We start from the raw sequence: 22,042 nt of genomic DNA, 5'->3' as shown, positions 1-22,042 counted from the left end.
GTTTGGGGCGGGACCCTCGCAGGGGCGAGAATCCAGAGTTATGGGACATGTAGAGGCGGCACACCTGGAGTACTACCTTCCGGATGGACGGGTGCTGCTCGGCGACGTCTCGTTCCGGGTGGGAGAAGGCGCCGCGGTCGCCCTGGTGGGGGCGAACGGCGCGGGGAAGACGACCTTGCTGCGGCTGATCTCGGGAGAGCTCAAGGCGCACGGCGGCTCGGTGACCGTCAGCGGCGGACTCGGTGTGATGCCGCAGTTCGTGGGCTCGGTACGGGACGACAGGACGGTGCGGGACCTGCTGGTCTCCGTTTCGCGGGCGCGTATCCAGTCGGCCGCGAAGGCCGTGGACGCGGCCGAGCTGGCGATCATGGCGCAGGACGACGAGCCGGCCCAGATGGCGTACGCCCACGCGCTCAGCGACTGGGCCGAGGCACACGGCTACGAGGCCGAGAACATGTGGGACATGTGCACCATGGCCGCGCTGGGCGTCCCGTACGAGCGGGCCCAGTGGCGCGAGGTCAAGACGCTCTCCGGCGGTGAGCAGAAACGGCTGGTGCTGGAGGCGCTGCTGCGCGGCAACGACGAGGTGCTGCTGCTCGACGAGCCGGACAACTATCTGGACGTGCCCGGCAAGCGCTGGCTGGAGGAGCAGCTGGCGCAGACCAAGAAGACCGTGCTGTTCGTCTCCCACGACCGGGAGCTGCTGGCCCGCTCGGCGGAGCGCATCGTCAGCGTCGAACCGGGTCCCGCGGGCTCGGACGTCTGGGTGCACGGCGGCGGCTTCGGCACGTACCACCAGGCCCGTAAGGACCGCTTCGCGCGCTTCGAGGAGCTGCGGCGGCGATGGGACGAAGAACACACCAAGATCAAGCAGATGGTCTTCCGGCTGCGGCAGCAGGCCGCGATCAGCCCGGACATGGCCTCGCGCTACCACGCGGCCCAGACCCGGCTGAAGCGCTTCGAGGACGCGGGCGCTCCGCAGGAGCCGCCGCGCGAGCAGGACATCAAGATGCGGCTGCGCGGCGGCCGTACCGGAGTGCGGGCCGTGACCTGCGCCGGGCTGGAGCTCACCGGCCTCATGAAACCGTTCGACCTGGAGGTCTACTACGGCGAGCGGGTCGCGGTGCTCGGCTCCAACGGGTCGGGCAAGTCGCACTTCCTGCGGCTGCTCGCCGGCCAGGAGGTCAAGCACACCGGTTCCTGGAAACTCGGCGCCCGGGTGGTGCCCGGCCACTTCGCGCAGACCCACGCCCACCCCGAGCTGGAGGGGCGCTCGCTCGTCGACATCCTGTGGACGGAGAACGCCCACGACCGCGGCCGGGCCATGGGCGTGCTGCGCCGGTACGAGCTGGAGCGCCAGGGCGACCAGAACTTCGGCAGCCTCTCCGGCGGACAGCAGGCCCGCTTCCAGATCCTCCTGATGGAGCTGGCGGGCACCACCGCGCTCCTGCTGGACGAGCCGACGGACAACCTTGACCTGGAGAGCGCCGAGGCCCTCCAGGAGGGCCTGGAGGCCTACGACGGCACGGTGCTCGCGGTGACCCACGACCGCTGGTTCGCCCGCACCTTCGACCGGTACCTGGTCTTCGGCTCGGACGGCATCGTCCGCGAGACCACGGAGCCGGTGTGGGACGAGCGCCGGGTGGAGCGCAAGCGGTAGCCGGGGCGTCACGGACGGGTCACGAGAAGGCCGCTGACCAGGCGGTCGGTCCCCGTTTTGACCCGTACGGTCGAAGCCGGGTATTCTGCGAGTTCGTTATGCGTATTGGCTTGCTCGTTCTCACGTGAGAGGCCCTTACGCCGGTCCGCCGGGCCGATGACCAGCGGCAGTACCGGGTTGCGTCCCCGAGTACCGCCAGGGCTGTCGTGATCGTCCGGGTGGCCTTGTCAGGACTCCACTCTCTGAAGAAGCGAAGGCTACGACCGTGCGTACGTTCAGCCCCAAGCCCGGCGATGTAACTCGCCAGTGGCACGTCATCGACGCGCAGGACGTTGTCCTGGGCCGTCTGGCCTCTCAGGCCGCGAACCTTCTCCGGGGCAAGCACAAGCCTGTGTACGCCCCGCACGTTGACACCGGTGACTTCGTCATCATCATCAACGCCGACAAGGTTCACCTGTCCGGCAACAAGAAGTCCCAGAAGATGGCCTACCGCCACTCTGGCTTCCCGGGTGGTCTGCGCTCCGTCCGTTACGACGAGCTGCTCGACAAGAACCCCGAGAAGGCCGTCGAGAAGGCCATCAAGGGCATGATCCCGAAGAACACCCTGGGCCGTCAGATGCTCTCGAAGCTGAAGGTCTACGCGGGTACCGAGCACCCGCACGCTGCGCAGCAGCCGGTCCCGTTCGTGATCAGCCAGGTCTCGCAGTAGTCCCGGCCACCAGCTACCAGCAGAAAGCATCTGAGGAGAATCGTGGCTGAGACCACTACCGAGGCCCCCGTCGTCGAGGCTGACGACACCGTCGAGACCGTTGAGGCCTTCGGGTCCGAGGAGACTCCTACGGAGTACACCTCGGAGTCCGAGGTTCCGGAGGAGTACACCTCCGAGTCGCTCGCCGGCCGCTTCGGCGACCCGCAGCCGGCTGCCGGCACCGGCCGTCGCAAGCAGTCCATCGCCCGCGTCCGCATTGTGCCGGGCTCTGGCAAGTGGAAGATCAACGGTCGCACCCTTGAGGGTTACTTCCCGAACAAGGTGCACCAGCAGGAAGTCAACGAGCCGTTCAAGCTCCTTGAGCTGGACAACCGGTACGACGTCATCGCCCGTATCGGTGGCGGCGGCATCTCCGGCCAGGCCGGTGCGCTGCGCCTGGGTGTTGCCCGTGCGCTGAACGAGGCGGACACGGACAACAACCGCGCCGCCCTCAAGAAGGCCGGATTCCTGACGCGTGACGACCGTGCGGTCGAGCGCAAGAAGGCCGGTCTGAAGAAGGCCCGTAAGGCGCCGCAGTTCAGCAAGCGCTAATCACGCTCGGCGTTCGCCCCGGAGGCACTCTGTGCGCCTCCGGGGCGTTCGCTATTTACCGCCCAGGGCGTATACCTGTCGGTAACGCCCATGGCTCCCATACTCGGAGGAATAACTGTGGGACGACTCTTCGGCACGGACGGCGTGCGCGGCGTCGCGAACGCGGACCTGACGGCCGAGCTGGCGCTGGGCCTGTCGGTGGCGGCGGCGCATGTGCTCGCTGAGGCAGGTTCGTTCCAGGGCCATCGGCCGGTGGCCGTGGTCGGGCGCGATCCGCGTGCTTCGGGGGAGTTCCTGGAGGCCGCCATCGTGGCCGGTCTGGCGAGTGCGGGCGTGGACGTCCTGCGGGTCGGTGTGCTGCCCACCCCCGCGGTGGCGTATCTCACCGGCGCGCTGGGTGCCGACCTCGGCGTGATGCTCTCCGCGAGCCACAACGCGATGCCGGACAACGGTGTCAAGTTCCTGGCCCGCGGCGGCCACAAGCTCGACGACGTGCTTGAGGACCGCATCGAGAAGCTCTACGAGACGCACCGCGCGGGTGAGCCCTGGGACCGGCCGACCGGTTCCGGCGTCGGCCGCGTGCGGGAGTACGACGAGGGCTTCGACCAGTACGTCGCGCACCTCATGGGTGTGCTGCCCAACCGGCTCGACGGACTGAAGATCGTCCTGGACGAGGCGCACGGCGCCGCCGCCCGGGTGTCCCCCGAGGCGTTCTCCCGGGCCGGCGCCGAGATCATCACGATCGGTGCCCAGCCCGACGGCCTCAACATCAACGACGGCTGCGGCTCCACCCACCTCGGCCTGCTCAAGGCCGCCGTCGTCGAGCACGGCGCGGACTTCGGCATCGCCCACGACGGCGACGCGGACCGCTGCCTGGCCGTCGACGGCGCGGGCAATGAGGTGGACGGCGACCAGATCCTGGCCGTACTCGCCCTCGGTCTGCGCGAGCAGGGCGGTCTGCGCGAGAACACCGTGGTCGGCACCGTCATGTCCAACCTCGGCTTCAAGCTGGCGATGGAACGCGAGGGGATCCACCTCGTCGAGACGGCGGTCGGCGACCGGTACGTCCTGGAGTCGATGAAGGAGCACGGCTACGCGCTGGGCGGCGAACAGTCCGGCCACGTGATCATCCTCGACCACGCCACCACCGGCGACGGCACGCTGACCGGCCTCATGCTGGCCGCCCGCGTCGCCGCCACCGGCCGCACGCTGGCCGACCTGGCCGGCGTCATGCAGCGGCTCCCGCAGGTGCTGGTCAATGTTCCCGACGTCGACAAGAGCCGGGTGCACTCCACCCCCGAGCTCACGGCCGCGGTTGCCGAGGCCGAGCGTGAACTCGGCACCACCGGCCGGGTCCTGCTGCGCTCCTCCGGCACCGAGCCGCTGGTCCGCGTCATGGTCGAGGCCGCCGACATCGACCACGCCCGCTCGGTCGCCGGCCGGCTCGCCGATGTGGTCAAGTCCACGCTGGGCTGAGCGGCTTCGGCCGCCGGCCGGTTTGCCGTGCTGCCGTGCTGCCGATATCGGGGGGGGGACGGCGCACGCCTGGTTTCAGGGGCGGTTCAGAGTTTGCGCAGCGACAGCCGCTGGACCTTGTGCTGCGGGCCCTTGCGCAGCACCAGCGTGGCGCGGCTGCGCGTCGGCAGCACATTCTGCTGAAGGTTGGGCTTGTTGACGGTCCGCCACATCAGCCGGGCGTAGTCGAGCGCCTCGGTCTCCGAGACCTGGGTGTACTTGCGGAAGTACGAGAAGGGGTTCTGGAAGGCCGTCTCGCGGAGCTTGCGGAAGCGGCCGAGGTACCACTGCTCGATGTCCTCGGTACGGGCGTCGACGTAGACGCTGAAGTCGAAGTAGTCGGCCAGGCCGACGCGGGTGCGGCCGTCCTTGCCGGGCAGCGCCGGCTGGAGCACGTTCAGGCCCTCGACGATGAGGATGTCGGGCCGGCGCACCGTCAGGCGCTCCCCGGGGACGATGTCGTAGATCAGGTGGGAGTAGACGGGCGCGGTCACCTCGTCCTTGCCCGCCTTCACATCGGCGACGAAGCGGGTCAGGGCCCGCCGGTCGTAGGACTCGGGGAAGCCCTTGCGCGACATCAGGCCGCGGCGGTGCAGTTCGGCGTTGGGCAGCAGAAATCCGTCGGTGGTCACCAGCTCCACGCGCGGGTGCTCCGGCCAGCGGGCCAGCAGCGCCCGCAGGATGCGGGCGGTGGTCGACTTCCCGACCGCGACGCTCCCCGCCACGCCGATCACGAACGGTGTGCCCGGCTGCTCGCCCTGCCCGTTCCCCGCGTCGCCCAGGAAGGTGTTCAGCGCGCCCCGCAGACCGCTGTGGGCGCCCACATACAGATTGAGCAGCCGGGACAGCGGCAGATAGACGTCCACGACCTCCTCCAGGTCGATGACATCGCCCAGGCCCCGCAGCCGCTCCACCTCGTCGGCGGTCAGCGGCAGGGGCGTCCGGTCCCGCAGCGCGCTCCACTCCGAGCGGCTGAGGTCCACGTACGGGCTGATCTCGGCGCGTCGGCGCGGCTGCTGATCGGTGGTCGGCACACGGCCCATTGTGCTGCCGCGCTGCGCCCGCCTCACCTCGGGGCCCCGTCGAGGACCCCGGAGGGCCTCTGGGACGGCGGGGCGGTACGGCCATAAGGTGGCGGGCATGTGCGGAATCGTTGGGTATGCGGGCGGCCGGTCGGCCCTCGATGTCGTTGTCGCCGGGCTGCGGCGGCTGGAGTACCGCGGCTATGACTCGGCGGGTATCGCCGTGCTCGCCGACGGAGGGCTGGCCGCCGCGAAGAAGGCCGGCAAGCTCGCCAATCTGGAGGAGCTGCTGGAGGGGCAGCCGCTGCCGGCCGGCAGCACCGGGATCGGGCACACGCGATGGGCGACCCATGGCGGCCCGACGGATCTGAACGCCCATCCGCACCTGGACAACGCGGGAAGGGTCGCGGTGGTCCACAACGGCATCATCGAGAACTTCGCCGCGCTGCGGGCGGAGCTCGCCGAGCGCGGCCACGCGCTGGAGTCCGAGACCGACACCGAGGTCGTGGCGCATCTGCTCGCCGAGCAGTTCTCCTCGTCGGCGGACCTGGCCGAGGCGATGCGGCAGGTGTGCCGGCGGCTGGACGGGGCGTTCACCCTGGTCGCGGTGCACGCGGACGAACCGGATGTGGTGGTCGGGGCACGCCGCAACTCGCCGCTGGTGGTGGGCGTCGGCCAGGGGGAGAACTTCCTGGCGTCGGATGTCGCCGCCTTCATCGCGTACACCCGTGAGGCGATCGAGCTGGGCCAGGACCAGGTCGTCGAGCTGCGCCGGGACACCGTGACGGTCACCGACTTCGAGGGCAAGCCGGCCGAGGTGCGGCCGTACCACGTCGACTGGGACGTCTCGGCCGCCGAGAAGGGCGGCTACGACTACTTCATGCTCAAGGAGATCGCCGAGCAGCCGAAGGCCGTCGCCGACACACTGCTGGGACGCATCGGGACGGACGGCCGGCTGACCCTCGACGAGCTGCGGATGCCGGACCGGCTGCTGCGCGAGATCGACAAGATCGTGATCGTGGCGTGCGGGACGGCGTTCCATGCCGGGATGATCGCCAAGTACGCCATAGAGCACTGGACGCGGGTGCCGTGCGAGGTCGAGCTCGCGAGCGAGTTCCGGTACCGGGACCCGATCCTTGACCAGCGGACGCTCGTCGTCGCGATCAGTCAGTCCGGCGAGACCATGGACACCCTGATGGCGCTGCGGCACGCCCGTGAGCAGGGCTCCAAGGTGCTCGCCATCTGCAATACGAACGGCTCGACGATCCCGCGCGAGTCCGACGCCGTGCTGTACACCCACGCCGGGCCGGAGGTCGCCGTCGCCTCGACGAAGGCGTTCCTGACCCAGGTCGTCGCCTGCTATCTGGTCGCCCTGTACCTGGGGCAGGTGCGCGGCACCAAGTGGGGTGACGAGATCACCGGGGTGATCCGTGAGCTGTCGGAGATCTCCACCCAGGTCGAGCAGGTGCTGGAGACGATGGAGCCGGTGCGGGAGCTCGCCCGCTCGCTGAAGGACAAGAACACCGTGCTGTTCCTGGGGCGGCACGTCGGTTACCCGGTCGCCCTGGAGGGCGCGCTCAAGCTCAAGGAACTGGCGTACATGCACGCCGAGGGGTTCGCGGCGGGCGAGCTCAAACACGGGCCGATCGCGCTCATCGAGAAGGACCTGCCGGTGGTCGTGGTGGTGCCGTCGCCGCGCGGGCGGTCGGTGCTCCACGACAAGATCGTGTCCAACATCCAGGAGATCCGGGCCCGTGGCGCCCGCACCATCGTGATCGCCGAGGAGGGCGACGAGGCGGTCGTGCCGTACGCCGACCACCTGATCCGCATCCCGCGGACCCCGGTGCTGCTGCAGCCGCTCGTCGCCACCGTGCCGCTGCAGGTCTTCGCCTGCGAACTCGCCACGGCCCGCGGCAACGAGGTCGACCAGCCGCGGAACCTCGCCAAGTCGGTGACCGTCGAATGATCATCGGAGTCGGGATCGACGTCGCCGAGATCGAGCGCTTCGCCGCGTCCCTCGAACGCACACCGGGTCTCGCCGACCGGCTCTTCACCAAGGACGAACTGCTGCTGCCGGGCGGCGACCGGCGCGGCATCGCCTCCCTCGCGGCCCGCTTCGCCGCCAAGGAAGCCCTGGCCAAGGCGCTCGGCGCCCCGGCCGGACTCGTCTGGCTCGACGCCGAGGTGACGACGGAGGACTCCGGCCGGCCGCGGCTCACGGTCACCGGAACGGTCGCCCGGCGGGCGGCCGAACTGGGGGTGCGGGTGTGGCACGTCTCGCTCAGCCACGACGCCGGGATCGCGTCCGCGGTGGTGATCGCGGAGGGGTGACGCGCGGCACCAGTGGTGGGCACACACCTTCGCGCCGCGGGCGCACGGAACGGAGAGGACCGCGTATGCGGCACGCACACACCGTCGAGACCGTCCGGGCGGCGGAACACGCCCTCATGGCGCGGCTGCCCGGGGGCACGCTCATGCAGCGGGCCGCCACCGGGCTGGCGGCCGCCTGCGCCGGGCTGCTCGGCCGCGTCTACGGCGCCCGCGTGGTGCTGCTGATCGGCAGCGGCGACAACGGGGGCGACGCCCTGTACGCGGGCGCCCGCCTCGCCCGGCGCGGCGCCGCGGTCACCGCCGTACTGCTCGCGCCGGACCGCGCGCACGGCGCCGGGCTGGCCGCGCTGCGGGATGCGGGCGGCCGGACGGTGAGCGCCGACTCCGACGCGGCGCTGCCGCTGATCGCAGGTGCCGATCTGGTCCTCGACGGGATCGTCGGCATCGGCGGCCAGGGCGGGCTGCGGCCGGCGGCCGTGCCGCTGGCCGAGGCCGCGCGCGCCTCCCGTGCCGCCGTCGTCGCCGTCGACCTGCCGAGCGGTGTCGACGCCGGGACCGGCGAGGTCCACGGCCCAGCCGTGCGCGCCGACCTCACCGTCACCTTCGGCACCTACAAGCCGGGACTGCTGATCGACCCGGCGGCCGGGTATGTCGGAGCGCTGCGCCTCATCGACATCGGCCTCGGCCCGGACCTCCCGGCCCCGGCGCTCGAAGCCCTGCAGTTCGCGGACGTCGCCGCGCTGCTGCCGGTCCCGGCCACCGAGAGCGACAAGTACCGGCGCGGAGTCGTCGGCGTGGTCGCCGGCTCCGACCGCTACCCGGGCGCGGCCGTCCTCGCGGTCGCGGGCGCGCTGCGGGGCGGCGCGGGCGCGGTGCGGTACGTCGGGCAGGGCGGGGAGGCCGTGCTGGCCCGCTTCCCCGAGACGCTCGTCTCGACGGGACCGCCGTCCCACGCGGGCCGCGTCCAGGCGTGGGTGGTCGGGCCGGGGCTCGGCGACGGCCCGGACGCGCGGAAGTCCGTCGACGACGTCCTCGCGTCGGACGTCCCCGTCCTCGTCGACGCGGACGGGCTCCGCCTGATCTCCCGCGAACAGGTCCGCGCGCGGTCGGCGGCCACCGTGCTCACCCCCCATGCGGGGGAGGCGGCGGCGCTGCTGGGGCGGCCCCGGGAGGAGGTCGAGGCGACCCGGCTCTCCGCCGTGCGGCAGCTCGCCGGGCTCTACGGCGCGACGGTGCTCCTCAAGGGCTCGACGACCCTCGTCGCCGACCCGGACCCGGCCGTCCCGGTCCGCGTCAACCCGACGGGCACGTCCTGGCTCGCCACCGCCGGCAGCGGTGACGTCCTCTCCGGCCTGACCGGCTCCCTCCTAGCCGCCGGCCTCGCCCCCCGCGACGCCGCCTCCGCAGGCGCCCACCTTCACGGCCTCTCCGCCCGCCTCGCCGCCACCGGCGCCCCCATCTCCGCCCAGGACATCGCCGCCAACCTCCCGGCGGCCTGGCGTCAGGTGGCCGGCGACTGAGACGTACGAGATCACGGTACGTAGACCCGTGCGATCACGGTGACGGGAATGAGGGCGCCGGCCTGAGACACTGGGCGGGATGGACGACACTGCGATGCGTGCCTGGGCGGAGATCGATCTGACCGCGCTCCGGGCGAATGTGGCGGCTCTGCGGGCGTGTGCTCCCGGGGCCGGGATGATGGCCGTGGTCAAGGCGGATGCCTATGGGCACGGGATGGTGCCGTGTGCGCGGGCGGCGCTGGAGGCCGGGGCGACGTGGCTCGGGACCGCCACGCCCGAGGAGGCGCTGGCGTTGCGCGCCGCCGGGGTCGGCGGCCGGCTGCTGTGCTGGCTGTGGACGCCCGGCGGGCCGTGGCGGGCCGCGGTCGAGGCGGACATCGATGTGACGGTGAGCGCCCTGTGGGCGCTGCGCGGGGTGTGCGAGGCGGCCCGGCTCTCGGGCCGCACGGCCAGGGTGCAGTTGAAGGCGGACACCGGCCTGGGCCGTAACGGCTGCCAGCCGGCCGACTGGCCGGAGCTGACCGCCGCCGCCCGGGCGGCCGAGACCGACGGGCTGATCAAGGTCACCGGGATCTGGTCGCACTTCTCCTGCGCCGACGAGCCGGGGCATCCGTCGATCGCCGCGGAACTGGCGGCGTTCCACACCGCGCTGGCCGGCGCGGCGGCCGCCGGGCTGGACCCCGAGGTGCGCCACATGGCGAACTCACCGGGCACGCTGACACTCCCGGAGTCCCACTTCGACCTCGTCAGGACCGGGGTCGCGATGTACGGGATCTCGCCGGTGCCGCAGCTCGGCGGCCCGGCCGACTTCGGGCTGCGGCCGGTGATGACGCTGGCCGCGCGGCTGGCGTCGGTGAAGCATGTGCCGGGCGGCCACGGGGTCAGTTACGGCCACCACTACATCACTCCGGGCGATACGACCCTGGCGCTGGTTCCCCTGGGATACGGGGACGGCGTCCCACGGCACGCGTCGGGCACCGGTCCCGTCCTGGTCGCGGGTAAGTTGCGGACGGTGGCGGGCCGGATCGCGATGGACCAGTTCGTCGTCGACCTGGGGGGTGACGCCGCCCAGCCGGGCGACGAGGCAGTACTGTTCGGGCCGGGTGACCGGGGCGAGCCGACCGCGGAGGACTGGGCGCGGGCCGCCGGCACCATCGCATACGAGATCGTCACGCGGATCGGGACCCGGGTGCCGCGCGTCTATGTCGATAACGGGGGACGCGTACCAGGGGAGTAGCGGGAACACGATGACCATGGACAGCGGAGCGAAGTGGGAGCGGGCCGGCAAGCAGGCCGGCTTCGTCGGTGCGGCGATCGGCGTGGTGGCGGCAGGCGCCGCCGCGGGCGTCGCGCTGGAGCGGCTGACCGTCGGCCGCGGCATGCGCAGGAAGGCGCGCCTCGCGCTGGACGCGGCCGGGCCGTACGGAGCCCTGCGCGGCCGTCCAGGCACCGTGGCGGCGGAGGACGGCACCGAGCTGTACTACGAGGTCGAGGACGTCGTGGAGCCGCCGGTGGCCCAGCGCCGCGGCTGGACCGGCATCTTCAAGCGGACCGGCGCGCCCGAGCCGCTCACCGTCGTCTTCTGCCATGGCTACTGCCTCAACCAGGACGCCTGGCACTTCCAGCGCGCGGCCCTGCGCGGCAGTGTCCGGGCTGTGTACTGGGACCAGCGCAGCCACGGGCGTTCCGAGCGCGGCCGTGACCAGCTCGAGGGGAAGCCCGCCACGATCGACCAGCTCGGCCGCGACCTCAAGGCGGTGCTTGACGCCGTCGCGCCGAGCGGCCCGCTGGTGCTGGTCGGGCACTCGATGGGCGGCATGACGATCATGGCGCTGGCCGACCAGTTCCCCGAGCTGGTGACCGCGCGGGTGGCCGGCGTGGTCTTCGTCGGCACGTCGGCGGGCAAGCTGGGCGCGATGACGATGGGTCTCCCGGCGGCCGGGGCGCGGGCGTTCCGGGTGCTGGCGCCCAGCGTGCTGCGGATACTCGGCACGCAGGTGGATCTGGTGGAGCGCGGGCGGCGGGCCACCGCGGACCTCTTCGCCGGGATCATCAAGCGGTACTCGTTCGCCTCGGACGTCGACGCGTCGGTGGCCCGGTTCGCGGAGCGGCTGATCGAGGGGACGACGATCGATGTCGTCGCCGAGTTCTACCCGGCGTTCATACAGCACGAGAAGGCGGACGCGCTGGCCGTACTGGACGGCAAGCCCGCGCTCGTGCTGGCCGGGGACACGGACCTCCTGACGCCGAGCGACCACAGCGCGGACATCGCGGAGCGGCTGCCCGCCGCGGAACTGGTAATCGTCAGGAACGCCGGCCATCTGGTGATGCTGGAGTACCCGGAGCTCGTGAACGGTCAGCTGGCCGCGCTGCTGGCCCGCGCGGCGGACGCGGTCCAGGCCCCGCTGCCGCAGGCGGTCAGGGAACTGGCGCTGCCGGAGGTGCAGGAGGCATAGCCTCCGCCGCTCCGCGTAGCATTCGCGGACATGGAACCGCTGCACGGTCAGCACACCGCTGACGACCCCGTATCCGTCCGAGTCACGGTCAGGACCCCCGACCGTATGCGGGAGTTGGGCCGCGATCTCGCCGCTCTGCTGCTGCCCGGCGACCTGGTGCTGCTGAGCGGCGAACTGGGCGCGGGGAAGACGACGCTGACCCGCGGGCTCGGGGAGGGCCTGGGGGTGCGGGGGGCGGTGACCTCGCCGACCTTCGTGATCGCACGGGTCCATCCGTCGCTGAGCGGCGGGCCCGCGCTGGTGCATGTGGACGCGTACCGGCTGGGCGGCGGGCTCGACGAGATGGAGGACCTCGACCTCGACGTGTCGCTGCCGGAGTCGGTGGTCGTCGTGGAGTGGGGCGAGGGCAAGGTCGAGGAGCTGTCCGAGGCCCGGCTGCAGGTCGTCATCGCACGGTCGGTCGGCGCGGTCGGGCTGGACGAGGACGCCGACGACGTACGCGAGGTGACGGTCACCGGCGTCGGCCGGCGCTGGGCGAACCAGGACCTCTCACCGCTCGGGGCATAGCCCTCCGGGGCGGTATTCCGACAACGTGTCGGGAAGATGTTGCGCGGGGGCGCCCCGGCGTGGTCGCATGGGAGTGCAGATGTTGGTCGAGGCTGCCTACATTCCCTCAGGAGGCACGCATGCCGGCTCATGGCACTACGGACGCGCCGGACGCCCGCGCGGACGCGTCGGCGCCCAAGCCCCCCGCTGTCCCCCCGGTTCCCGTCGTTCCCGCGCTGCCGTCGATGAGCGAGCTGCTGGCGGCGGGCCTGGCGGCCACCGCCGTATGCACCCCACCGGACGAGACCGCTGGTGAACGCCGCGACGCCGCGTAACGGCGCAACTGCGCCACTCACCCGAATGATGGAATCAGCGGACGACGACGACCCTCGTGTCGATCACCGCGAGCTTCCACAGCTCGTCACCGTCGGCCGGAGTCTCCCGGATGCCGCCGGTCTTCTTCTGCGGGTCGGGGCTCGGCATCGAGGCGTCCACCGCCGAGCTGAAGCCGATGACCGTATTGCCGACGGTCGCGAACCGCACCACGTGCTCGATCGGGATCCCGTCGCCGCCGGTGCCGCGCGCGGTGCGCGAGGTGACCTTGTAACGGCCGGGAACTGGATCGACGCTGCCCGGCGCGACGACGTACGCGCGCAGCACCTTGTCGTTGGCGTCCACCAGCCACACCCGCTTCGCCGCCAGCCCGTAGACGACCCGCTTGCCGCTGCCGGTGTTCGCGGGCAGCGCCGGCGCCTTGGCGGGCGGGGGCGCCTTCGTCGAGGGCGCGGTGGAGGCGGAGGCCGACGGCCGGGCCCGTACGGGATGGTCGGCCGCGGAACCGGAGGCCTGGACGGCCAGTACGGCGATGACGGCGAGCGCGGCCGCGGTAAGGCCTGTCACGAGGGTCCCCGACCCGATCCTTGCCACGGTTGGTTCGCTCCTCCGGAGGGGTTTGCGGGCTGTGGTCGACGTTAGCAGCCGGGCCCGCCGCATGACCCTGCCCTCAGGCGCCGGGCGGCCCGGTGTTGGAGCCGGGCGGGGGCCGGACGGGGGCCGGACGGGGCCGTAGGCTGTCACCGTGCTTCTGCTTGCTTTTGATACCGCCACTCCCGCTGTGACCGCCGCGCTGTACGACGGCCGGCGGGTGCTCGCCGAATCGACGGTCGTCGACGCGCGGCGGCACGGAGAACTCCTGATGCCGGCCGTCGACCGGGTGCTGACCGAGGCCGGGGCCTCGATCGGCGAGGTGACCGGCATCGTCGTCGGGACCGGGCCTGGGCCTTACACCGGGCTGCGGGTGGGCCTGGTGACCGCCGCCGCGTTCGGGGACGCGCTCGGAGTGCCGGTGCACGGCATCTGCACGCTCGACGGGATCGCGTACGCAGCCGGGCAGGCCGGGGTCGACGGCCCCTTCGTGGTGGCCACCGACGCCCGCCGCAAAGAGGTGTACTGGGCGCGCTACGACAGCCCGCGCGAGCGGGTGACCGAGCCCGCCGTCGACCGGCCGGACGAGATCGCGCAGACCGTCGCGGGCCTGCCCGCCGTCGGCGCCGGAGCCGCCCTGTATCCGGCGGTCTTCGCGGACGTGCGCGCGCCGGAGCACCAGTCCGCCGCCGCGCTGGCCGCGCTCGCCGCCCTACGGCTCGCGGAGGGCGTACGGTTCGCGCCCCCGCTGCCGATGTACCTGCGGCGGCCCGACGCGCAGGTGCCGGCCGGCTACAAGGCGGTCCTGCCCAAGTGACGGTGACACTGCGCGAGATGCGCTGGTGGGACCTGGACCGGGTGATGGAGCTGGAGCTGGACCTCTTCCCGGACGACGCCTGGTCGCGCGGCATGTTCTGGTCCGAGCTGGCCGACGCCCGCCACCCGCTGGCGACCCGCCATTACATCGTGGCCGAGGACACCGCACAGCAGAACCGCCTGGTCGGCTACGCCGGACTGGCAGCGATCGCCGGGACGGGCGATGTGCAGACCATAGCCGCCGTCCGCGATCACTGGGGCACCGGCCTCGGCGCCCGGCTGCTCGCCGACCTGATGCACCAGGCCACCGCCTTCGAGTGCCACGAGGTGCTGCTCGAGGTCCGTGTCGACAACACTCGTGCCCAACGGCTCTACGAGCGCTTCGGCTTCGAGCCGATCGGCTTCCGCAAGGGCTACTACCAGCCGGGCAGCGTCGATGCGCTCGTGATGCGAATGACCGACCCTTCCACCGTACAAGGAACCACTACTGATGGCTGACGAGCCGCTTGTCCTCGGCATCGAGACCTCCTGCGACGAGACCGGTGTCGGCATCGTCCGCGGGCACACCCTGCTCGCCGACGCGGTGGCGTCCAGCGTCGACGACCACGCGCGGTACGGCGGTGTGGTGCCCGAGATCGCCAGCCGGGCCCACCTGGAGGCGATGGTCCCCACGATCCAGCGCGCCCTGAAGGAGGCGGGGGTCGCGGCGAGCGACCTCGACGGCATCGCCGTCACCGCGGGACCCGGGCTCGCCGGCGCGCTGCTGGTGGGCGTGAGCGCCGCCAAGGCGTACGCGTACGCGCTCGGCAAGCCGCTCTACGGCGTCAACCACCTCGCCTCGCACATCTGCGTGGACCAGCTGGAACACGGCGTGCTGCCCGAGCCGACGATGGCGCTGCTGGTGTCCGGCGGGCACTCGTCGCTGCTGCTCGCGCCGGACATCACCAACGATGTGCGGCCACTGGGCTCGACCATCGACGATGCGGCGGGCGAGGCGTTCGACAAGGTCGCCCGGGTGCTGGGCCTCGGCTTTCCCGGCGGTCCCGCGATCGACCGGTACGCACGCGAGGGCGACCCGAAGGCCATCAGGTTCCCGCGCGGGCTCACCGGCCCGCGCGACGCCCCGTACGACTTCTCGTTCTCCGGGCTGAAGACGGCCGTCGCGCGCTGGGTCGAGGCCCAGCGCCGGGACGGTGTGGACGTGCCGGTCGCGGATGTGGCCGCGTCGTTCCAGGAGGCGGTGGTGGACGTGCTGACCCGGAAGGCGATCCGGGCCTGCAAGGACAACGGCGTGGACCATCTGATGATCGGCGGCGGCGTCGCGGCGAACTCCCGGCTGCGCTCACTGGCGCAGGAGCGCTGCGGGGACGCGGGCATCGTGCTACGGGTGCCGCGGCGTGAACTGTGCACGGACAACGGCGCGATGGTCGCGGCCCTCGGCGCGGAGATGGTGGCCAGGAACCGGCCGTCGTCGACCTGGGACCTGCCGGCCGATTCCTCGCTGCCCGTCACCGAGGTCTCGGTACCCGGCCACACCCATGAGCACCCGCCCCAGCCCGCTCACCAGCACCAGCATGAGCACCACGATCATGTGCACGAGCTGAGCAAGGACAACCTCTACTGATGACCGTCGCCCTGATGTGGGAGGCCCGGGCCGCCGAGGGGCGCGGTCCCGAGCTGCTCGAGTGGGTCCGGGCCCAGGAGCTGACGGGGACCCCGTTGCGCCGCGAGCACTTCACCGCACCGGGGGACCGGGTGCTCGTCATCACCTGGTGGGACGCGCCCTACGAGGCCGATCTGCCCGAACTGGCGGAACCCCCGGCCGCTTTTCTGCATCGTTCAGTACACAGATGGCGTTTTGAACGAACAGCATAGGGTTCACATATGCGCAGAAAAGCGGCAGGACTGATCCTTTCCGGTCTCTTGCTCGCCACGGGGTGCTCGGCGGGCTCGTCCTCGCCGAACGCCGCCCCGACGGCATCGGGAACGGGTCCCTCCGCCGCTCCGTCGTCGGACGGGAGCACCGCGCCGGGCGGGCCGGACGACACGTCCGGTACCGCCGACGCGTTCCGCAAGTGGAAGATCAAGCCGATGGCGCAGGCCCCGGCCGCGCCGAAGACGAAGCCGGTCAGAACGGGCTCCGGTGCGCCGCCGGTGGTCAGTGACATACCCACCAGGGAGAAGATCGTCTTCGTCACCTTCGACGACGGCGCGGAGAAGGACCCGAAGTTCGTGACCATGATGCGCGAGCTGAAGGTCCCCTTCACGATGTTCCTGACCGACGACATCATCCGGAGCGACTACGGCTACTTCAAGCCGCTCCAGGAGCTCGGCAACGCGATACAGAACCACACGCTGAGCCACCCGAACCTGCGGACCGAGTCCGAATCCGCCCAGCGCCACGAGATATGCACCCAGCAGACGAAGCTCAAGGCGGAGTACGGCACCACGCCCCACCTCTTCCGCCCGCCCTACGGCAACTGGAACGAGGACACCCGCACCGCCGTCAAGGCCTGCGGCCCGCAGGCGATCATCCTGTGGCGCGAATCGATGCAGATCAAGGGCATGCAGTACCAGCGCGGGGACAAGAAGCTGCACCCCGGTGACATCATCCTGGCCCACTTCCGCGGCCCGTCGGAGCTCAAGGGCACCTCGATGACGGAGATGACCGCCAACATGCTGCGCATGATCTCCGACCAGGGCTTCACCGTGGCCCGGCTGGAGGACTACGTCTGATCGGCCGCGGGCTGATCGACCGGGCGGGCCGGCGTACGGACCACCGGCGCCGGGCCCCCGATGAGCATCGTCGGGGCGCCCGCGACGCGCGTCATGATGACGGTCGCCGAGTGGGGTCCCTGGAGTTTGATCTTCCGGCGCAGCTCCTCGGGCTCGACGGCCGAGCCGCGCTTCTTCACCGTCAGGACGCCGATCCCGCGCTCCCGCAGCAGCGTCCTGAACTTCTTCAGGTTGAACGGCATCACGTCGGTGATCTCGTACGCCGTCGCGAACGGGGTCGGCCGCAGCTCGTCGGCGGTGACGTATGCGATCGTCTCGTCGATCAGCCGCCCGCCGACCTGCTCCGCCACCTCCGCGACCAGATGCGCGCGGATCACCGCACCGTCCGGCTCGTAGAGGTACCGGCCGACCGGCCCGACGGGCGGGTCGGGGAGCGGGGTGCCGGTCCACAGCGTGGCGGCGGCCGGCAGCAGGGTCGCGCTCACCGAGCCGGGGTTCTTCCCGAACCACAGCACACCCTCCTTCACGTCCCCCCGGTACGAGATCCACTCCACCCCGGCGTCATCGGGGACCGCTTCGTGCGGGATGCCCGGCGCGACCTTCAGGGCGGCGTGCGGGACCGCGCGGGCCGCCCCGATGGCCCAGGACAGCGACGGGGAGTACGCCTCCGGGTCGAAAATGCGGCCCCGGCCGCCGCGCCTGGCCGGGTCGACGAAGACGGCGTCGTAGCCGCTCGTGGCGACCTCGGTGACATCCGCGCACCGCACCTCGATGAGGTCGGCGAGGCCCAGCGACTCCGCGTTGGCCCGGGCGACCGCGCACGTCAGCGGGTCCCTGTCGACCGCCAGCACCTCCACCCCGGCCCGCGCCAGCGCGATGGCGTCCCCGCCGATCCCGCAGCACAGATCGGCCAGCCGGCGCACACCCAGGCCCTTGAAAGACTCCGCCCGGTACTCCGCCACCTCCGTGCGCGTCGCCTGCTCCACCCCGTCCGGTGTGAAGTACATCCGGTACGCGTCCGCCCCGAACTTCGCCTCCGCCCGCTGCCGCAGCCGCGCCTGCCCGAGCGCCGCGGACACCAGCTCCGCCGGATGCCCGCGCCGCAGCCGGGTCGCCTCCGCCAGCTCATGCGCGGGGTCGTAGTCGCGCAGCGACGCCAGCAGGGCCTGCCCGGCGGGGGCCAGCAGTGAGGAGAACGCGTCAAGATCCACGCCCCCGATTGTCCTCCAGTTCCGCGGGCCCCGGTCACCGGCGGAACCGGCGCCGGAACCGCCGGGACATGCGGCTCGTTGACCGGACCGAGACCCGCGCGGGGACCGTTACGGCGGCGCTCCGTTGGCACTCCGCTTGACCGAGTGCTAAAGCCGTCCTAGTCTCGGTTCTGGCACTCAGCACTGCCGAGTGCCAGCACAACAGCGACGGGCAGGTCCGGCACCCGCGACGACGGGCCTACCACGTCGCCACCCAGACAGACACTCCCGTTAGCCCTTTGAAGGGGGAGGTCGGAACGTGACGACCGCCAGCAGCAAGGTTGCCATCAAGCCGCTCGAGGACCGCATCGTGGTTCAGGCGCTCGAGGCTGAGCAGACCACGGCCTCCGGCCTGGTCATCCCGGACACCGCCAAGGAGAAGCCCCAGGAGGGCGTCGTCCTGGCCGTGGGCCCGGGCCGCTTCGAGGACGGTAACCGTCTTCCGCTCGACGTTTCCGTCGGCGACGTCGTGCTCTACAGCAAGTACGGCGGCACCGAGGTGAAGTACAACGGCGAGGAGTACCTCGTCCTCTCGGCTCGCGACGTTCTCGCGGTCATCGAGAAGTAGGTCTGCTTCATCACTTGCAGCAGCCGTGACCTTCCCCGGGTGATCCGTGTCTACAGACCCGGCGCCCGGGGTTTGGTCTTTGACGAGGAAAAGACGAGGTAGGACGCAGTGCCGAAGATCCTTAAGTTCAACGAGGACGCGCGTCGCGCCCTTGAGCGTGGCGTCAACAAGCTTGCCGACACCGTGAAGGTGACGATCGGTCCCAAGGGCCGCAACGTCGTCATCGACAAGAAGTTCGGCGCGCCGACCATCACCAACGACGGCGTCACCATCGCCCGTGAGGTCGAGCTCGACGACCCTTACGAGAACCTTGGCGCCCAGCTCGTGAAGGAGGTGGCGACCAAGACCAACGACATCGCGGGTGACGGCACCACCACCGCCACCGTGCTGGCCCAGGCACTGGTCCGCGAGGGCCTGCGCAATGTCGCCGCCGGCGCTTCCCCCGCCGCCCTGAAGAAGGGCATCGACGCCGCCGTCAAGGCTGTCTCCGAGGAGCTGCTGAAGACCGCCCGCGCGATCGAGGGCAAGGAAGACATCGCGGCCGTCGCCGGGCTGTCCGCCCAGGACAAGCAGGTCGGCGAGCTCATCGCCGAGGCGATGGACAAGGTCGGCAAGGACGGTGTCATCACCGTCGAGGAGTCCAACACCTTCGGCCTGGAGCTGGACTTCACCGAGGGCATGGCCTTCGACAAGGGCTACCTGTCGCCGTACTTCGTCAGCGACCAGGAGCGTATGGAGGCCGTCCTCGACGACCCGTACATCCTGATCCACCAGGGCAAGATCTCCGGGATCCAGGACCTGCTGCCGCTGCTGGAGAAGGTCATCCAGGCCGGCGCGTCCAAGCCGCTGCTGATCATCGCCGAGGACGTCGAGGGCGAGGCGCTCTCCACCCTCGTCGTCAACAAGATCCGTGGCACCTTCAACGCCGTCGCGGTGAAGGCCCCGGGCTTCGGTGACCGCCGCAAGGCCATGCTCGGCGACATCGCCACCCTCACCGGTGCGACCGTCATCGCCGAGGAGGTCGGCCTCAAGCTCGAGAACGCCGGTCTGGACCTGCTGGGCACCGCCCGCCGGGTGACCATCACCAAGGACGACACCACCATCGTCGACGGTGCCGGTGACAAGGCCGAGATCGACGGCCGTGTCGGCCAGATCAAGGCCGAGATCGAGTCCACCGACTCCGACTGGGACCGCGAGAAGCTCCAGGAGCGCCTCGCGAAGCTCGCCGGCGGCGTCTGCGTCATCAAGGTCGGCGCGGCCACCGAGGTTGAGCTCAAGGAGAAGAAGCACCGTCTCGAGGACGCCATCTCGGCGACCCGCGCCGCGGTCGAGGAGGGCATCGTCTCCGGCGGTGGCTCCGCTCTCGTCCACGCCGTCAAGGTCCTCGAGGGCAACCTCGGCCTGACGGGCGACGAGGCCACCGGTGTCGCGGTCGTCCGCCGCGCCGCCGTCGAGCCGCTGCGCTGGATCGCGGAGAACGCCGGCCTCGAGGGCTACGTCATCACCGCCAAGGTCGCGGAGCTGGAGGCCGGTCACGGCTTCAACGCCGCCACCAACGAGTACGGCGACCTCATGAAGGCCGGCGTCATCGACCCGGTCAAGGTCACCCGCTCCGCGCTGGAGAACGCCGCTTCCATCGCCGCGCTGCTCCTCACGACCGAGACCCTGGTCGTCGAGAAGCCGGCTGAGGACGAGGGCGACGCCGGTCACGGCGGCCACGGCCACTCGCACTGAGGCCAGGACACCGGGCGGCGTAGCCGTCACGGGTCATGAGAAGGCCCCTGTTCCCGCTCATGAGCGGGAACAGGGGCCTTCGGCTGTGCCGCGCCGGACAGGCCCTACCGGGTCATTGCGGGCGGCATCTCGATCGCGCCGAGCTGCTGGAGCATGCCGAGCAGATCGTAGTTCCACCAGCACTCCGCGATCTTGCCTTCGCGCATCCGGTGGGTCGTCTGGCCGGTCGCCACCACCTGCTTGCTGGTCGGCGCGAGGCCCATGAACTCCCCGGTCTGGGTTGCCCGCCATGTCCAGCGGGTGGCCACCATGTCCCCGTCGGCCAGCTGACTGTCGAGCGTGAACACCATGTCGAAGCCCGACTGGTACGTGCCGACCGTCTCCCGGAAGCCCTCGATCCCCCGGGCGTCCTGCCCGCTGTAGGGGTCGTGGTCGATGTAGTCGGCCGTGAGTATCCCGCTGAGCCCGGCGAGGTCCTTGTCGCCGGCGATGACCTCGAAGAAGCTGCCGGCGACGGCCTTGTTCAGCTGGTCGTCCCGGACGACATCCAGGTTGGTGAAGGTCGGCACGCCGTCACAGAGCGCCACCATCTCCTCGAAGATCCGGTTGGTCTCGGGCATGTTCGAGTTCCGCATCGCCTCTTCGTAGGACGGGAACTCGACGATCTCGACGAGGTGGGAATCGTCGGAACGGTCCTTGCCGATCATCGAGTGGGTGGCGGTCCTCTTGCCCTTGGTCTTCTCGACCCATGTGTCCATGAGCAGGTTCATTTCGTCGAGCCTGCTGGTCTTGCAGTCGATGATCTGTACGAATGCCATGGTGACTCCCGGCGAGCGATCCGAATGACCGATCTGAGCTACATGACACAGTTTAGTAGACTTAGCGGTTTGCCTTCGGGTCGTAGCGGCGGCCGGCCTTCGTCGAGACGCCGCTGAAGAACCGGCTGGGCAGATGCCGCGCCAGCGCGACCGCCGTCTTGTAGCGGATGTCGGGCACGCTGACCGTCTTCCCCACCGCCAGGTCCCGGATGGCGGCGGCGACCACCTTGTCGGCGTCCAGCCAGGCCCAGTCCGGCACATTGCCCGCGTTCATCCCGGCCCGCTGGTGGAACTCGGTCCGCACGAACCCCGGGCACAGGGCCATGAAACGCACCCCGCTACCGGTCAGTTCGGCCGCGACCCCCTCCGTGAAGCGCACCACCCACGACTTGCTGGCCGAGTACGTGCCGCGCGGCATGAAGGCCGCCACCGAGGCCACATTGATCACGAAGCCCTGGCCCCGCTCCCGCATCGGCCCCGCCGCCGCGCCCGTCAGCCGCAGCACCGCCTCGCAGTGCAGCTTCAGCATGGCCAGCTCGTCGGCCATCGGAGCCTCGAGAAAGGTGCCGCGGTTGCCGAACCCGGCATTGTTGACCAGCACATCGACCGGCCGCGCACGATCCACGAGCCGGGCCTCGACCGACGCGATGCCGTCCTCGTCCGTCAGATCCGCGGCCAGCACCTCCACCCGTACCTCGTACCTCTGGCGCAGCTCGGACGCGTACTCCGTCAGCCGCTTCTCGTCGCGCGCGACGAGTACGAGCGCGTGCCCGTCGCTCGCGAGCCGGCGCGCGAAGGCCGCGCCGATCCCTGCCGTCGCTCCGGTGATCAGTGAAGTCGTCATGC

23 protein-coding genes are annotated in these 22,042 nt (G+C 71.0%); 18 read left to right on the top strand and 5 right to left on the bottom strand.

The features are described 5' to 3' along the window. Positions 1-40 precede the first annotated feature (40 nt). The 4 genes from QMK24_RS03515 (at position 41) to glmM (ending at position 4,436) form a co-directional block, all read left to right on the top strand. Entirely contained in the window at positions 41-1,660 is a 1,620-nt protein-coding gene (locus QMK24_RS03515; RefSeq protein WP_283463577.1) for an ABC-F family ATP-binding cassette domain-containing protein, read from the top strand. Between the two features lie 265 nt (positions 1,661-1,925). Continuing rightward, complete coding sequence (gene rplM, locus QMK24_RS03510) at positions 1,926-2,369, top strand: 50S ribosomal protein L13 (RefSeq protein ID WP_283463575.1); 444 nt, start codon at positions 1,926-1,928, stop codon at positions 2,367-2,369. Between the two features lie 42 nt (positions 2,370-2,411). Then, complete coding sequence (rpsI, locus tag QMK24_RS03505) at positions 2,412-2,960, top strand: 30S ribosomal protein S9 (protein ID WP_283463573.1); 549 nt, start codon at positions 2,412-2,414, stop codon at positions 2,958-2,960. A 117-nt stretch (positions 2,961-3,077) separates the two neighbouring features. Beyond that, positions 3,078-4,436, top strand: coding sequence for a phosphoglucosamine mutase (gene glmM, locus QMK24_RS03500; RefSeq protein WP_283463571.1), 1,359 nt, complete (start codon positions 3,078-3,080; stop codon positions 4,434-4,436). An 86-nt stretch (positions 4,437-4,522) separates the two neighbouring features. Here glmM and coaA read toward each other — a convergent pair whose 3' ends face one another. Next, a complete protein-coding gene (coaA, locus tag QMK24_RS03495; RefSeq protein WP_283463570.1) occupies positions 4,523-5,518 on the bottom strand; it encodes a type I pantothenate kinase in 996 nt (331 codons plus the stop codon). A gap of 97 nt (positions 5,519-5,615) precedes the next feature. Between coaA and glmS the strand changes: the two genes are divergently transcribed. The 7 genes from glmS to QMK24_RS03460 all read left to right on the top strand — a co-directional run bounded on the left by glmS (position 5,616) and on the right by QMK24_RS03460 (position 12,685). Next, positions 5,616-7,463 (top strand): glutamine--fructose-6-phosphate transaminase (isomerizing), encoded by a 1,848-nt coding sequence (glmS, locus tag QMK24_RS03490; protein ID WP_283463569.1) that lies wholly within the window; start codon positions 5,616-5,618, stop codon positions 7,461-7,463. Further along, positions 7,460-7,828: a holo-ACP synthase gene (locus QMK24_RS03485; RefSeq protein WP_283463567.1), complete on the top strand. Its 369-nt coding sequence runs from the start codon at positions 7,460-7,462 to the stop codon at positions 7,826-7,828. Before glmS ends, QMK24_RS03485 begins: the two co-directional genes overlap by 4 nt. 65 nt (positions 7,829-7,893) lie before the next feature. Beyond that, positions 7,894-9,348: an NAD(P)H-hydrate dehydratase gene (locus tag QMK24_RS03480; RefSeq protein WP_283463566.1), complete on the top strand. Its 1,455-nt coding sequence runs from the start codon at positions 7,894-7,896 to the stop codon at positions 9,346-9,348. 79 nt (positions 9,349-9,427) lie between these two features. Beyond that, positions 9,428-10,585, top strand: a complete 1,158-nt coding sequence (alr, locus tag QMK24_RS03475) for an alanine racemase (protein ID WP_283463565.1) — start codon at positions 9,428-9,430, stop codon at positions 10,583-10,585. 10 nt (positions 10,586-10,595) lie between these two features. After that, positions 10,596-11,804 (top strand): alpha/beta fold hydrolase, encoded by a 1,209-nt coding sequence (locus tag QMK24_RS03470; RefSeq protein WP_283463564.1) that lies wholly within the window; start codon positions 10,596-10,598, stop codon positions 11,802-11,804. A gap of 30 nt (positions 11,805-11,834) precedes the next feature. Then, complete coding sequence (gene tsaE, locus QMK24_RS03465) at positions 11,835-12,371, top strand: tRNA (adenosine(37)-N6)-threonylcarbamoyltransferase complex ATPase subunit type 1 TsaE (protein WP_283463563.1); 537 nt, start codon at positions 11,835-11,837, stop codon at positions 12,369-12,371. 119 nt (positions 12,372-12,490) lie between these two features. Continuing rightward, positions 12,491-12,685, top strand: a complete 195-nt coding sequence (locus tag QMK24_RS03460) for a hypothetical protein (protein WP_283463562.1) — start codon at positions 12,491-12,493, stop codon at positions 12,683-12,685. A gap of 34 nt (positions 12,686-12,719) precedes the next feature. Here the strand turns inward: QMK24_RS03460 and QMK24_RS03455 are convergent, their stop codons facing one another. Next, the gene (locus QMK24_RS03455) at positions 12,720-13,277 is read right to left on the bottom strand and encodes a hypothetical protein (protein WP_283463560.1); all 558 of its coding nucleotides are present in this window, start codon (positions 13,275-13,277) and stop codon (positions 12,720-12,722) included. A 151-nt stretch (positions 13,278-13,428) separates the two neighbouring features. Here QMK24_RS03455 and tsaB point away from each other — a divergent pair, with 151 nt between their 5' ends. Genes tsaB through QMK24_RS03430 form a run of 5 tightly spaced genes read left to right on the top strand, consistent with a single transcriptional unit; the run spans position 13,429 to position 16,826 of the window. Beyond that, complete coding sequence (gene tsaB, locus QMK24_RS03450; protein WP_283463559.1) at positions 13,429-14,091, top strand: tRNA (adenosine(37)-N6)-threonylcarbamoyltransferase complex dimerization subunit type 1 TsaB; 663 nt, start codon at positions 13,429-13,431, stop codon at positions 14,089-14,091. Positions 14,092-14,108: 17 nt separating this feature from the next. Continuing rightward, complete coding sequence (rimI, locus tag QMK24_RS03445) at positions 14,109-14,588, top strand: ribosomal protein S18-alanine N-acetyltransferase (protein WP_283463644.1); 480 nt, start codon at positions 14,109-14,111, stop codon at positions 14,586-14,588. Then, positions 14,581-15,714 carry a tRNA (adenosine(37)-N6)-threonylcarbamoyltransferase complex transferase subunit TsaD gene (gene tsaD, locus QMK24_RS03440; RefSeq protein WP_283463557.1) on the top strand — a complete coding sequence of 378 codons (1,134 nt, stop codon included), beginning with the start codon at positions 14,581-14,583 and terminating at the stop codon, positions 15,712-15,714. The genes rimI and tsaD overlap by 8 nt, the downstream gene beginning before the upstream one ends. Next, the gene (locus tag QMK24_RS03435) at positions 15,714-15,965 is read left to right on the top strand and encodes a hypothetical protein (protein ID WP_283463555.1); all 252 of its coding nucleotides are present in this window, start codon (positions 15,714-15,716) and stop codon (positions 15,963-15,965) included. Before tsaD ends, QMK24_RS03435 begins: the two co-directional genes overlap by 1 nt. 9 nt (positions 15,966-15,974) lie before the next feature. Continuing rightward, positions 15,975-16,826, top strand: coding sequence for a polysaccharide deacetylase family protein (locus QMK24_RS03430; protein ID WP_283463553.1), 852 nt, complete (start codon positions 15,975-15,977; stop codon positions 16,824-16,826). Here the strand turns inward: QMK24_RS03430 and QMK24_RS03425 are convergent. Next, positions 16,817-18,046 (bottom strand): THUMP-like domain-containing protein, encoded by a 1,230-nt coding sequence (locus tag QMK24_RS03425; RefSeq protein WP_502962498.1) that lies wholly within the window; start codon positions 18,044-18,046, stop codon positions 16,817-16,819. The genes QMK24_RS03430 and QMK24_RS03425 overlap by 10 nt on opposite strands. Before the next feature lie 289 nt (positions 18,047-18,335). Between QMK24_RS03425 and groES the strand changes: the two genes are divergently transcribed. Together groES and groL are read left to right on the top strand one after the other, a co-directional pair. Next, positions 18,336-18,644 carry a co-chaperone GroES gene (groES, locus tag QMK24_RS03420; RefSeq protein ID WP_138352939.1) on the top strand — a complete coding sequence of 103 codons (309 nt, stop codon included), beginning with the start codon at positions 18,336-18,338 and terminating at the stop codon, positions 18,642-18,644. A 108-nt stretch (positions 18,645-18,752) separates the two neighbouring features. Next, the gene (groL, locus tag QMK24_RS03415; protein ID WP_283463550.1) at positions 18,753-20,378 is read left to right on the top strand and encodes a chaperonin GroEL; all 1,626 of its coding nucleotides are present in this window, start codon (positions 18,753-18,755) and stop codon (positions 20,376-20,378) included. Between the two features lie 104 nt (positions 20,379-20,482). On the opposite strand, the gene QMK24_RS03410 is transcribed toward groL, so the two are convergent. Both QMK24_RS03410 and QMK24_RS03405 read right to left on the bottom strand, forming a co-directional pair. After that, positions 20,483-21,196: an ester cyclase gene (locus QMK24_RS03410; protein WP_283463548.1), complete on the bottom strand. Its 714-nt coding sequence runs from the start codon at positions 21,194-21,196 to the stop codon at positions 20,483-20,485. 61 nt (positions 21,197-21,257) lie between these two features. After that, complete coding sequence (locus QMK24_RS03405) at positions 21,258-22,040, bottom strand: SDR family NAD(P)-dependent oxidoreductase (protein WP_283463546.1); 783 nt, start codon at positions 22,038-22,040, stop codon at positions 21,258-21,260. Between the last annotated feature and the right edge of the window lie 2 nt (positions 22,041-22,042).

The sequence above is a fragment of the Streptomyces sp. PH10-H1 genome (assembly GCF_030063355.1).
Classification (GTDB): Bacteria; Actinomycetota; Actinomycetes; order Streptomycetales; family Streptomycetaceae; genus Actinacidiphila.
This window is presented reverse-complemented; position numbering and strand designations above follow the sequence as displayed.